We start from the raw sequence: 13,558 nt of genomic DNA on the forward strand, positions 1-13,558 counted from the left end.
CTCCTTCGGCCATTGAAATGAGATCGCTTTTATTACTCTACCGCACCGTCCCCGTATTGTCACTCCCCCGCAATTCCCGTATTCGGCCGATACAGGGAGACATCCGGAAATTGGAACTTTACAGGCGGCTCAATCGTATTAAGGATATCGCATGTACGATTTTGTACAAGGAGGAGAGGGCTTGTGCATCCATTTCCCGGTGGCCGATCGGACCGCTCGCCGGGCCGTCCCGCCGCAGCCGGCAAGCGCTCGCGGTGGCGCAAGGAATTGAAGGAATGGGCCTTGACGCTTGGCGTCGCGGTTGCCGCATCGCTGCTGATTCAAAATTACGCGGTGGCGCAAACGGTAGTCCGGAACGTTTCGATGCAAGATACGCTCGTCGCCGGGCAGCGGCTGATCGAAGACAAGCTGTCCTACCGGTTCGTGGAACCGAAGCGCGGCGATATCGTCATCATCAACGGGCCGGAAAGCGAGCTGCGGCTTGTGAAACGGGTCGTTGCCGTCGCCGGGGACACGATCGAGATCAAGGACGGCAGGCTCGTGCTGAACGGCATTCCGCAGCAGGAACCTTATGCGAAAGGAAGGACGCTGCCGCTAGGCATGGAGCTTCCGTATACGGTCCCTGAAGGCCATGTTTTCGTCATGGGCGACAATCGGGAGCATAGTATGGACAGCCGCGAGTTCGGACCGGTTGCGCTGTCGAGCCTGGAAGGCCGGGCGGTATTCCGGCTGTGGCCGCTTTCGCAATTCGGAGCTCTGGATTGACAGAGGAAGCAGCCGGCTTCGGTCCCGGCAGTCCGGCTTTCCGGTTCCGGCCGTTCGACTAATTTGACTTAGGGGGACTCGCGCGATGCCGTTCACTTTCTCCCATGCCGCATTGGCCGCCCCGCTGCGCAAGCTTGCGCCCGGTCTCAATGTGACGGGCCTTATTCTCGGCAGCATGGCGCCGGATATGGAATACTTCGTCGCCCTGCAGGCCGTCGGCACCATAGGCCACTCGACGGCGGGCTTCGCGCTCATCGGCTTACCGCTTTCCGCCGCGTTCGCGCTTGCGTTCCATCTTGTCATCAAGCCGGCGCTGCCTTCGCTGCTGCCGGCCATCGGCGGCATCGACCGGTTCGCAGCGGCGGAAGCTGCGCGCTACCCGCGGCGCCGCCGTTCGTTTCCGCGGCAGATTGTCGGCTTCCTCGTTTCGCTCTACGTCGGCTTTCTGACGCATCTGTTTTTTGACGGCTGGACGCACCGTACGGGCTGGTTCGTATCCCGCATTCCTTATTTGAGCTTCAAGGCGGCGGGGGGAGAACCGGTCTATCATTTGCTCCAATACGGATTGTCGCTGCTCGGGGCGGCGATTGCGTTTTTTTATTTTACATACCGCTGGTCCGAATGGCGGAGAAGATCCGTCCGCAGGACGGACGCGGCAGTGGCAGCCCCGGCTGCTCCCGCCGTCTTTCCGCTGATCGGCGCAGCCTCCGCAGCGTTGCTGCTGTGGCGGAAGCTGGAGACATCCATCGACCCGCTGGCCGTCAACATCTGGTTTGTCACCCCGTTCTCCGCTACACTGTTCGGGTTGTTCGTGGCGGCCGCGCTGCTGACGGGACGGCGCCGCGGCAAGCTGGCGCAGACAGCGGCCGGACTCGTCATGCTCCTTTTCGTCATGGCCGGCTATCAGCTGGCGCAAGAAGCCGCCGCCGATAGGCTGCTGCTTCATCCCCGGCTCGATCTGGCGCTCTGGATCGCCTACTTGTGGGGATTCTCGGGGGCGATTGCCGCCGTTTCCCTGCTCGCTTCCGGGACGGCCGCCCGCCGCTAACCCTTCGTTGTATCCGGCCGATTCATACGTTTATACTTTTGTAAGAAACGGTTAGCAATCTTGTTAGAATTATCGTTTATGATAAAAAATATTGCGCAACCAATAGCGAGGATGATGCGATGTCCATCCGTAAAAAACTGTATGTCTCGTATCTGGCCATGGTCATCGTTCCGTTTCTGTTCCTGATCTCGCTGTCGCTCTTCGTGCTGTTCGTCGTCAACGACGGGAATTGGCGCCAGGCGTTCATGTCGGCCAATGAGCTGGAATATCGTCAGGCGCTCGTGTTCGGGGAGATGGACTACGTACTTCGCCGCGATACCGAGCTGTACCGCGACAAAACGTACCTCGATGACGTGCAGCGGCGGCTTGCCGGGCTGTTCGCCGGGCTTGTCCTTTTTCAAGACGGGAAAATAGCCGCCGTATCGCCGTATTTGCAGAACCTGTCCCCGGAGCAGAACTGGTACCGTTTCATCGATAAGCCGCCCCAGAAGGTTAAGCTCGGGGGTTACCGGTTCCGGGTGGACCGGGCGGTTTACGATTATCCGGACGGAAGCGCGGGAGTGGCGGTGCTGTTTCGCCGGATCGACGTTGTGCCGGTTTATATCCTTCATGTTTTGAACATCGTCGGTCTGGCGGTCATTACGCTGACCAGCGCCATTCTGACGTATTGGATGTCGAGGAGCATCATCCGGTCGCTGGACAAGCTGAAGGCCGCCGCCGAACGGATGACGGAGGGGGATCTGAACACGCCGATCGAGACGGCGGCGTTGCCGAATGAAATCGGCGAAGTCGGCAAGGCGTTCGAGCATATGCGGCGCCGGCTCAAACATTCGATCGATCAGAGCCTGCAGTACGAGGAGAACCGGAAACTGCTGCTGTCCCATATCTCGCACGATTTGAAAACGCCAATCACCTCGATCAAAGGCTATGTCGAGGGGATTTTGGACGGCATCGCGAATACGCCGGAAAAACAGGAAAAATATTTGCGCACCGTCTATCACAAAGCGAGCGACATGGACCGACTGATCGACGAACTGTTTCTGTATTCCAAGCTCGATCTTCACGCCGTGCCGTTCGATTTCCGGGTCATCGATTTGAACGGATACGTGAAGCAGATCACGGAGGAAATGCGCTTCGATCTGGAACGGGAAGGCATCGTGCTCGTCCCGCCGAAGCGCGGGAAACCTCTCCCGGTCATGGCGGACCCGGAGAAACTGAGCCGCGTATTCGCCAACATCCTGGATAACAGCCGAAAGTATATGGGCGCCCAGGACAGCGGGGCCGATAAGCGCATCGAGATCGAGCTGACCGAGGAGGGCGCATACGCCCGCGTCGATATCCGGGACTCGGGTCCCGGACTTGCGGAAGAGGCGGTGCCGTACCTGTTCGACCATTTTTTCCGCGCGGACAGCTCACGCAGTCCGGATACGGGGGGCAGCGGCCTGGGGCTGGCCATCGTGAGGCAAATCGTCGAAGGCCATGGCGGCAAGGTGACGGCGGCCAATCATCCGGAAGGCGGACTCATCATTTCGTTCACGTTGCGCAAAACCGGAGAGACAGGGGGAGGTCATGAAACGGATTCTGATCATTGAAGACGATCGTTCGATCGCGGAGTTGGAACGGGACTACCTGGAAAGCCACGGCTTCGAAGCCGATATCGAGACGAGAGGCGACGCCGGGCTCAAGCGGGCGCTGCAGGCGGAATACGACTTGATTGTGCTCGACGTCATGCTCCCGGGAATCGACGGCTTCGACATATGCCGTCAAATCCGCCAGCGGAACAATATTCCGATTCTTCTCGTTTCGGCCAAAAAGGATGAAATCGACAAAATTCGAGGACTTGGTCTCGGCGCAGACGATTATTTGACCAAGCCGTTCAGTCCCGGCGAGCTGGTCGCCAGGGTAAAGGCTCATCTGTCCCGGTACGAGCGGCTGACCGGCGAGAAGACCGGAGGCGAACGGATCAGTATCCGCGGTTTGCTGATCGACAAGCCGGCGCGCAAAGTGACCGTCAACGGTGAAGAAGTGCCCCTGACCGGCAAGGAGTACGATCTGCTGCTGTACATGGCTTCGCATCCGAATCGGGTGTTCGAGAAGCACGAGCTGTTCGAACGGGTCTGGGGGATGGATTTGGCCGGGGATATCGCCACGGTCACCGTCCATATCCGCCGATTGCGGGAAAAAATCGAAATGGAACCGTCCAACCCCCAATATATTGAAACGATATGGGGCGTTGGTTACCGATTCAAAGTATAGACGAGAGATAAAGGAGTGGAGCCGAATTGAAAAGCGTTATCCGATTTTCGCTGAACAACAAATTTGCATTATGGATCATGACGTTTATCGTCACCTTTGCCGGTCTGTACGCGGGATTGAACATGAAGATGGAGACGATGCCGGACATTACCGTGCCGATCGTCAACGTGACGACCGTCTACCCCGGCGCGGCGCCCGAAGAAGTGGCGGCGAACGTGACGGAGCCGATCGAGCAGCGGGTGCGCAATCTTGACGGCGTCACCGTCGTTTCATCGCAATCGTTCGAAAATGCTTCTTCCATTATCATTGAGTACGATTATGACAAGGACATGGAAAAGGCGCAGCGCGAGGTCGACGAGGCGCTCGCTTCCGTTCAACTGCCGGAAGGAGCGGGCGAGCCTTCGATTTCACGGCTCAGCCTGAACGCCTTCCCGGTGCTGTCGCTCAGCGTTTCGAACGACAAGCAAAGCTTGCAGGAGCTGACCCGTACGGTCGAGGAACGGATCGTGCCGGCCATCCAGGGGCTGGAAGGCGTCGCCGACGTCCAAATTTCCGGTCAGCATGTGCAGGAGGCGGAGCTTGAATTCAAAGCCGACAAGATGAAGGAGCTGGGGCTTAACGAGGATGTCGTCAAAGGCATCGTGCAAGGCTCGGTCATATCGGCCCCGCTCGGCATCTTCGAATTCGGGAATACGGAGAAGGCGCTGCTTGTCGACGGCAGCATCGTCACCGAGGAAGATCTAAAAAACATCGAAATTCCGGTCATTCCTTCCGGCGCTGCCGGGCAAGCGCAAGGCGGCATGGCAGGACAGCCGGGAGCCGGTGCGGCCGGAGTCCCCGGCCAGGGAGCCACAGGCGGCGCGCAAGGAATCGTTCCCGGCGCGGAAGGCGGACAAGGCTTGGCCGGAGCGGCCGCCGGGGCGCCATCCGGCGCTGCAGGCGCGGCCGGTGCTGCAGGCGCGGCCGGTGCGGCCGGTATGCCGGCCGGCGGCCAAGCAGCCGCACCGGGAGGTGCGGGAGCCGGGCTCGCGATTCCGACCGTCAAGCTGAGCGAAATCGCCGATATCCGCGTCGTCGGCAAGGCCGAATCGATTTCGCGGACGAATGGCGAAGAATCGATCGGACTGGCGATCGTGAAGGCCGCAGACGCCAATACGGTCGCGGTCGTCAACCTCGTCAAGGACGAGATGCAAAAGCTGTCGGAAGAGATTGACGGGCTGACCGCCGTTACCGTCTTCGATCAGGGCAAGCCGATCGAGGAGTCGGTCGAGACGATGATGAGCAAAGCGCTGCTCGGCGCCTTGTTCGCCATCATCATTATCCTGCTGTTTTTGCGCAACTTCCGCTCGACGATCATCGCGGTCGTTTCGATTCCGCTTTCGATCCTGATCGCGTTGCTTGCGCTCCACCAGCTGGACATTACGCTCAACATTATGACATTGGGCGCCATGACGGTGGCGATCGGACGGGTGGTGGACGATTCGATCGTCGTCATCGAAAATATTTACCGGCGCATGTCGCTGCCCGGCGAGAAGCTGAGCGGCAAGGAGCTGATGCTGGAAGCGACGCGGGAGATGTTCGTCCCGATTATGGCTTCGACCATCGTTACGATCGCGGTCTTCCTGCCGCTCGGTCTCGTGTCCGGCCCGATCGGCGAAATTTTCATGCCGTTCGCGCTGACGATCGTCTTTGCCTTGCTGGCTTCGCTGCTTGTGGCCATCACGGTCGTGCCGATGCTGGCCCACTCGCTGTTCCGCAAAGGGCTGCAGGGCAAAAAACAGAAAGCGCACGACGAGGACGGGCATCAAGGCAAGCTGGCGGGCTGGTACAAAAGCGTGCTCCGATGGTCGCTCGATCATAAAGCGATCGCCTTCGGCACAGCCGTCGTGCTGCTCGTCGCCAGCCTCTCCATCGTACCGGTTGTCGGCACCAGCTTCATCGACAGCGGTGCGGAGAAATCGCTCATGATCACCTACAATCCGGCGCCCGGCGAAACGCGGGATCAGGTCGAGCAATTGGCGCTGGACGCGGAGGCCAAGCTGCTCGTGCGCGAAGGGGTCGAGACGCTGCAATATTCGGTGGGCGGGCAAAATCCGTTCAGTCCTGGCGCATCCAAACAAGCGCTGTTCTACCTGAATTACGATCCGGATTTTCCCGATTTTGCCGACGAACCGGCCCGGGTCGTCAGCTTGCTGCAGGAGCTTGGCGGAGAGGGCGAGTGGAAAAATATGGACTTTGCCGGCGGCGGACTTAGCGGCAACAGCCTCTCCCTGCTCGTCTACGGCCCTGACATGGAGACGTTGAAACCGGTCGTCGCCGATATCGTCGAGCGTCTGAAAAAGAATGAATCGCTCGCCAACGTCGACTCGAGTCTGTCCGAGGCGTACGGGCAGTACCGCGTCGTCGCCGATCAGGCGAAATTGAGCCAGTACGGGCTGACTGCCGGCCATATTGCGATGGCGCTCAGTCCGGAGCGGGAACGTCCCGTACTGACGACGATCGAGAAGGACGGCAAGAAGCTGAACGTTTACCCGAAAGCCGATGAAAGAACTTATGCCGGTCTGGACGATCTGAAAAACGTCAAAATCCAAACCCCGCTCGGCATAGAAGTATCGCTCAAGGACGTCGCAACGATCGAGGAAGGCGAATCGCCGAACACGATTACCCGCCGCGATGACCGCGTCTATGCGGAAGTAACGGCGGAAGCGAAGGTGAAAGATATCGGCGCCGTCTCCCGGGAAGTGCAGTTGATCGTGGACGAAATGAATCTCCCGGGCGGCATTTCCGTCGAGATGGGCGGCGTGACGGAGCAGATCAACGAATCGTTCACCCAGCTCGGCCTGGCGATGCTGGCCGCTGTCGCGATCGTTTACCTGATTCTCGTCATTACGTTCGGCGGCGCCCTGACGCCGTTCACGATTCTGTTCTCGCTGCCGTTTACGGTCATCGGGGCGCTGGTCGGCCTGTTGATCGCAGGGGAAACGATCAGCGTAACGGCAATGATCGGCATGCTGATGCTGATCGGCATCGTCGTCACGAACGCGATCGTTCTGATCGACCGCGTGATCCAGAAGGAGAAGGAAGGGCTTGGCGTCCGCGAAGCGCTGCTGGAGGCGGCGGGCACGCGGCTGCGTCCGATTCTGATGACGGCGATCGCCACCGTCGGCGCGCTCCTGCCGCTCGCATTCGGCTTCGAATCCGGCGCGCTCATTTCCAAAGGGCTTGGCATTACCGTCATCGGCGGCCTGACGAGCTCGACGCTGCTGACGCTCATTATCGTGCCGGTCGTATACGAATTTATTAACCGCCGCCGAGTCAAACGGCAGGCGAAAGAAGCGGCCGCCAGATAAGCCTTGCAAGGCGAAGGCGGTTCGCCGAACCGAATTTCGCGGCACGCGCCGCGTCGTTCCGGCTTCGTCCGGATGCGGCGCGGCGCTGCTTTTTGGCGAATCGAAAGCTATTTGCGAATTTTTAACATCAAATTTACATAATAAGGATTGATCGGATGCGTCCGCTCCGTTATAATGGGGGCAGAAACATCATTAAACCGGTTTAATGAACAGGCGGCGCAAGCCGTTTCTAATTTCCGGTCAAGGTAACCGGTTACCTTTTTTGATTGATCGTTAAACCGCTTTAATGAATTGCAAAAGCGAAAGGGGGGGATAAAATGGCCACCATCGACGACGTCGCCAAAGCGGTGGGCGTATCCAAAGGCACCGTATCGAGCGTGTTCAGCAAAAAAAGACCGATCAGTCAAGAGGTGACGGAACGGGTGTTGGCCGTTGCCAAGGAGCTCGGCTATTATCCGAATCACGTCGCGCGCAGTCTGGCGACGCGCAAGACGATGATCGCGGGGCTGAAAATGCCGATCTCGCGCGACATGTCTTTAAGCGGCTTCGAGATCCAGATGATTAACGGCGTGATGAAGCAATTGGCGAAGCATGGCTATCGGGTGCTGCTCGACACGCTGCCGGAGCATGACGATCCGACATCGTTTTCGATGGATCCGGTGGACGGCGTCATTTTACTCAATCCGCGCAAGGCGGACCCGAGAATCGACCGATACGGCCAGATGGGCATTCCGATCGTTCTCGTCGGCCGTCCGGACCCGGACGACCGGTCGCTCAGCTATGTGGATAACGACAATGAAGCGCTCGCTTGCGAAGTCGGCCGCTACCTGCTCGGCCTCGGCCACCGCTCCGTCCTGTTTCTGAACACGATCCGCGACATGACCGTCGCCTCGGACCGGGCGGCGGGATTGAGACGCGCGTTCGCGGAACGGGGACTCGCGCTGGACGACGACCGGATCGCCTATTATTCCCATGAGGCTTACGGCAATGCCGCCGCTTACGGGTATTCGGCGCTGCGGGAAATGTGGGGACGACTGTCGTTTACGGCCGTCATTACCGACACCGACCGGGTGGCGCTCGGCGTCTACCGGGCGGCAAGAGAGCTGGGTATCGCGATTCCTGACGAGCTTTCGGTCATTGCGCTGAACAATGATGCGACGCTTGCGCAGGAGATGGAGCCGCAGCTGACCGCGGTCGAGCTGTACGCGGAAACGCTCGGCATCGAAGCGGCCAGCCTGCTGATGGACATGATGGCGGAATACGAGCCGCAGCAAAAAATGATCGAAACGAAGCTCATCGTGCGCAGCTCATGCAAATCGCTTGTATGAGTTTGCCGCACGATCGGGCAGGTCCCAAACGTCGCATGTGAAAGCGCTTTATTTAGGTTTTGTAAAGTCGCCGGCATCCAGTCCGGCCGGCTATTTATCCGATTCGGGAGGGTTATACACGATGCGAAAAAAACGTAAAGCGATTTACGCCATATTGGCCGCGACGCTGCTTGGCTCCATGATTGCCGGCTGCGCGGGCGGAAAGAGCGGAGGAACGCAAGGGACGGAAGGAACCGCGGACAACGGAGGAGGAGAGAAGACGGAAGCGCGGACGCTCAAAATTATGGCGGGCGTCATCGGCGGTAAAACGCCGGAAGAGAACGGCTTGTTCGAGAAAGAGATCGAGCGGCTGACAGGCATTACGGTCAAGCTCGAAAAGCCGGCTTCGGATTACGACAAAAAGCTGCTCGCCGCGGTTTCATCCGGAGAAAAATTCGATCTGCTGCAAATCAGCAAGGAGAAGATGAACACGTTTATCGAGCAGGGCATTCTGACGCCGCTGACAGATAAGGTGAAAGGCTCGGAGACGCTCAGCGATCCGAACGTCATTCCGTCCGAGGAATGGGCGCAGGTCGAGACGAAGGACGGCGAAATTTACGGCGTCTTCACCAAATATCAGGGCGGCACGATGCCGATCGTCCGCAACGATTGGCTCAAGAAGCTGGGGCTGCCGGAGCCGAAGACGCTGGATGATTACTACACCGTGCTCAAAGCATTCGTCGAGCAGGACCCCGACGGCAACGGCAAGAAGGATACGTACGGCCTGTCGACCGCCGGCATGTACGAGCTGCAAGGATTTTTTAGCGCCGCCGGGCTGAAGCAACGCTATGTCGAGAAGGACGGCAAGCTTGATGTGCCGTATTCGACCGATGCCGCGATACCGATTTACGAATGGTTGGCCAAATTGTACAAGGAAGGCATTCTCGATCCGAATTTCGCCACGAACGATACCGGCAAAATGCGCGATCTGTTCCTGACCGACCGGGTCGGCATGATTACGTACTGGGACGCATGGGTCGGCATGCTGAACAATACCCGTAAGGAACAGGACCCGAATACCGAATTCGAGGCAAAAGGGCTGCCGGGCGCCGTCGGTCCGGACGGCAATCATATGCTGCGCCGCGGAGACCCGGACGTATGGGTCATTCCGGTCAATGCGGAAAATCCGGAGACGGCCTTCGAATTTATCGAATGGTGGCACTCCAAGGACGGCATTATACTCGGCAGTCTCGGCATCAAGGACCACGATTACACGGAGCAGGACGGCAAATACGAGCTGACGCAAACGGGCAAAGAACATGCGATGGACCACGGCGTGCCGTTCTGGTACAACAAAAACGTGGAACCGCCGTTCGGCAAGCTGCCGGGCGTTCAGGAAGCGCAGGATTTGCTCGCCAAGTACGCTTCGCTTGAACTGACGCCTCCGAGATGGGCGGACGCCGAGAAGATCATCAACGAATATTCGTTCAAGGCGATTATGGGACAAATGCCTGCGGCGGATGCGGTCAAAAAAATGCGGGAAGAGCTGAAGGCGAACGGTCTGATCGATGGATAATCAAGGTGGTGGACTCGCATGAAGGCGATCGTGAAATACCGGGCCGTCTATTTGATGATGCTGCCCATCATAGCCTACTTTCTCATATTTGCCTACTATCCGCTCGTCCGCGGCTTTGTTATCAGCTTCCAGCAGTTCCGGCTGATCGGCGACCGGCCGTTCGTCGGACTGGATAACTATGCGCAAGTGCTGAAAGATTCCGCGTTTTGGGATACGTTTGCCAATACGCTCATTATCGGCGGGAGCATCCTCGCGATCGGCTTTATTATGCCGATCGCTCTCGCTTTGCTTTTGAACGAGGTGTTCGCCTCCTGGTTCAAAAAGATCGTGCAAATGGTTGTCTATTTGCCCCATCTGTTCTCCTGGGTCGTCGTCGGCGGCATGTGGATTATGATGCTGTCGCCCGACACGGGCATCGTCAACCAGCTGCTGCTTGCCCTGGGAGCGGAGAAGCCGATCGGTTTCATGTCGCAGGAAGCGTACGCGAGACCGGTTATGGTTTTCACGGCCGTATGGAAGGAAGTCGGCTTTACGTGCATTCTTTATTTGGCTGCGATCGTGTCGATCAACCCGTCTCTGTACGAGGCGGCCCGAATCGACGGGGCCAACCGGTGGCATCTGGTCCGCTACGTTACGCTGCCGCAGCTCGTTTCCACGATGAAAGTCGTGCTGATGCTGCATGTGATGAGCGTTCTGAAAATGTTCGACCAGATTTTCGTCATGAGAAACGGCGCTATCGCGGGCAAAGTCGATGTTATTATGATGTACACGTATCAGAAAGGCATATTGGAATTCCAGATCGGGATGGCGACCGCCGCCGGATTTCTGGTCATATTGGCCACGCTGATTATAACGTTTGTCATCCGGATACTGATCCGGTACGATGAGGAGTGAGCGCTGACATGAACCGCAACCGACCGTATACGAGCTGGCAAAGCCGCTGTTTCGATATCGCAAACATTGCGCTGATGCTGCTTTTGATGTCCTCCATGATCATTCCGTTTCTCAATACGTTCGCGCTCGCTTTCTCGTCGAATCTGGCATCCATGACTCCCGGCATCGTGCTGTGGCCGAAGGAATTCAGCGTGGAAGGCTTCACCACCGTCTGGAACCGGATGCAGCTTTATTTGCCGTTCATGAACAACGTGATCGTCACGGTCGTCGGCACCGCCGCTCATGTGCTGCTCAGCTCCATGGCCGGATATGTGCTCGTCCAGCAGGGAATTCCGGGGAAGAAGCTGATGATATCGTTCATTATGATTACGATGATGGTGCCCGGGGAAGCGATCATGATTCCGCTCTATGTCGTAAACCGGGATCTCGGATTGTTGAATACGCTTTCGTCTCTTATCATCGCGGGACTCGTATCGGGCTTCAGCGTGCTGCTTATGCGCAACTTCTTCCAGAGCATTCCGGGAGAGATGGCGGAGTCGGCCAGGATGGACGGGGCAGGGGACTTCCGGATATTCGCGACGATGTATTTGCCGCTTGCGTCGGCAGGGCTCGCCACGGTGACGCTGTTCGAATTCGTCAGCCGCTGGAACCAGTTTACGCCGGCGTTGCTGTACATTAGCGATCAGACTAAATATACGCTGCAAATAGCGCTGAAGTCGCTTATCGTCGACACGGACTCCACGTCGAGCAACTTTATTATTACGACCAACGTCCGCATGGCGGGAATCGTGATCGCCCTGATTCCGCTTATCGCCATCTATCCGTATGTGCAAAAATATTTTGTCAAAGGCATTATGCTGGGCGCGAACAAAGAGTGATGTCCGCGGCATGCCGGAGCCGTAGCGCGAAGAGGAGGAATAGCATGGACCGCGAAGCAATCGGACCGGTTCAGAAGGTCTATACCCGCCGCATCGAAGCGGCGGAGCAGGGGAGTTATATCGAAGTTCCGTTCGACATGGTGCCGGAGGCCGAGCGGCTGCACGTCTCCATATCGGTGGGGACGGCGCAAGGACGTACGGCCGTTATCGACCTTGGCGTCCGGGACGCCGTCAGGTTGCGAGGCTGGAGCGGCGGCGCCCGCCGGGAATTTCAGATCGGTCGGGAACGGGCGACGCCGGGCTATACGCCGGGTCCGCTCGATGCCGGCGGCTGGGCGGTGCTGCTCGGGGCGTACCGGGTGCCGCAGGAAGGCTGCGACGTTTCGGTGTCGATCACGATCGAACGGGAACGGCCGCGATGGCTGAAGGGCGATCTTCATATGCACAGCGTGCACAGCGACGGAAGTTATACGCTTGAAGAGAATGCCGCGATTATGGCCGAGCTCGGCTGCGACTTTCTGGCGATGACGGATCATAATACGACGAGCCAGAATGCCGCCTATCCGCGGGATGCCGCGGTCGTCATGATTCCCGGAATGGAGTTTACAACCAATTTCGGCCACAGCAACATGCTGGGCGTCGAGGTGCCGATCGACGACTTCCGGTCCGTCGATCAGGCCGGCGTGAACGACAAGCTGCGGACGGCCAGAGAGCGGGGTGCCATGATCGTCCTCAATCATCCGCACTGCGATTATTGCCCGTGGGAATGGGAGTTCTCGGACGATTTCCGCATCGTCGAAATATGGAATGGGCCGTGGCACGAGGCGAACCGCCGCACGCTCGACTGGTGGGACGAACAGCTGAGAAAGGGGCGGCGCATCGTGGCGGTCGGCGGCAGCGACATGCATCGTCCCGACCCGTACCGGAAGCATGCCCATCCGACGACTTGGGTTTACGGCCGCTCCCGGACGGTGGACGGGATACTGGAAGGCATCGACGCCGGGCATGTCGTGCTGAGCTGGGCGCCGGACGGTCCGTTCGTTTCGCTCGCTTGCGGCGACCGGATCGTCGGCGACGCGGTTGCGGACGACTCCGGCCGACCGCCCGTCATCCTCACCGCGGAGCGCCTGCGCGAAGGAGACGCGATCCGGCTGATCAGCGATCGCGGCGTCGAGCGGGAAATCGCCGTAAGCGCCGCGGACGGCGGGAGCGCGGTACTGGAATGGCATGAACGGGGGCGGCAGTATATTCGCGCCGAAATATGGCGCAAATTCGAAGAAGTGGACCGCGTGCTGCTGGCTGCCGTCACGAACCCGATCTATTTTGAGCCGCAAGAAGTTTGAGCCGCGGGTATTACGGCGATGGCGTTCAAGCTTGGCTTGATCGGCGAAGTCGGCTGCATCGTTGGCTTGCGGTTGGCTTGCGACGACCCCGCATTTTGCTTTCCCGTGCGTCGTATCGTAAGATGTTGGTGTTGATGTTGC

General features: G+C 58.6%; 10 protein-coding genes. All 10 read left to right on the forward strand.

Annotated features, from left to right (window positions below; all coding sequences use genetic code 11):
• Positions 1–183 precede the first annotated feature (183 nt).
• Entirely contained in the window at positions 184–765 is a 582-nt protein-coding gene (gene lepB / locus ABEV74_RS12885; RefSeq protein WP_430146481.1) for a signal peptidase I, read from the forward strand.
• A gap of 85 nt (positions 766–850) precedes the next feature.
• On the forward strand, positions 851–1,813 hold the full coding sequence (locus ABEV74_RS12890) for a DUF4184 family protein (protein ID WP_430146483.1): 963 nt from the start codon (positions 851–853) through the stop codon (positions 1,811–1,813).
• 671 nt (positions 1,814–2,484) lie between these two features.
• Positions 2,485–3,405 carry a sensor histidine kinase gene (locus ABEV74_RS12895; protein ID WP_430146520.1) on the forward strand — a complete coding sequence of 307 codons (921 nt, stop codon included), beginning with the start codon at positions 2,485–2,487 and terminating at the stop codon, positions 3,403–3,405.
• Entirely contained in the window at positions 3,383–4,069 is a 687-nt protein-coding gene (locus tag ABEV74_RS12900; RefSeq protein WP_430146484.1) for a response regulator transcription factor, read from the forward strand. The genes ABEV74_RS12895 and ABEV74_RS12900 overlap by 23 nt, the downstream gene beginning before the upstream one ends.
• 26 nt (positions 4,070–4,095) lie before the next feature.
• A complete protein-coding gene (locus ABEV74_RS12905) occupies positions 4,096–7,419 on the forward strand; it encodes an efflux RND transporter permease subunit (RefSeq protein ID WP_430146486.1) in 3,324 nt (1,107 codons plus the stop codon).
• A 317-nt stretch (positions 7,420–7,736) separates the two neighbouring features.
• Complete coding sequence (locus ABEV74_RS12910) at positions 7,737–8,747, forward strand: LacI family DNA-binding transcriptional regulator (RefSeq protein ID WP_062492646.1); 1,011 nt, start codon at positions 7,737–7,739, stop codon at positions 8,745–8,747.
• A gap of 121 nt (positions 8,748–8,868) precedes the next feature.
• Positions 8,869–10,302, forward strand: coding sequence for an extracellular solute-binding protein (locus tag ABEV74_RS12915; protein ID WP_430146488.1), 1,434 nt, complete (start codon positions 8,869–8,871; stop codon positions 10,300–10,302).
• 18 nt (positions 10,303–10,320) lie between these two features.
• A complete protein-coding gene (locus ABEV74_RS12920) occupies positions 10,321–11,196 on the forward strand; it encodes an ABC transporter permease subunit (RefSeq protein ID WP_213531129.1) in 876 nt (291 codons plus the stop codon).
• Positions 11,197–11,204: 8 nt separating this feature from the next.
• A complete protein-coding gene (locus ABEV74_RS12925) occupies positions 11,205–12,074 on the forward strand; it encodes a carbohydrate ABC transporter permease (RefSeq protein ID WP_062492649.1) in 870 nt (289 codons plus the stop codon).
• Between the two features lie 44 nt (positions 12,075–12,118).
• Positions 12,119–13,417, forward strand: a complete 1,299-nt coding sequence (locus ABEV74_RS12930) for a CehA/McbA family metallohydrolase (protein WP_430146490.1) — start codon at positions 12,119–12,121, stop codon at positions 13,415–13,417.
• Positions 13,418–13,558 lie beyond the last annotated feature (141 nt).

It is taken from the genome of Paenibacillus cisolokensis (assembly GCF_050481165.1).
Taxonomy (GTDB): Bacteria; Bacillota; Bacilli; order Paenibacillales; family Paenibacillaceae; genus Paenibacillus_AH; species Paenibacillus_AH cisolokensis.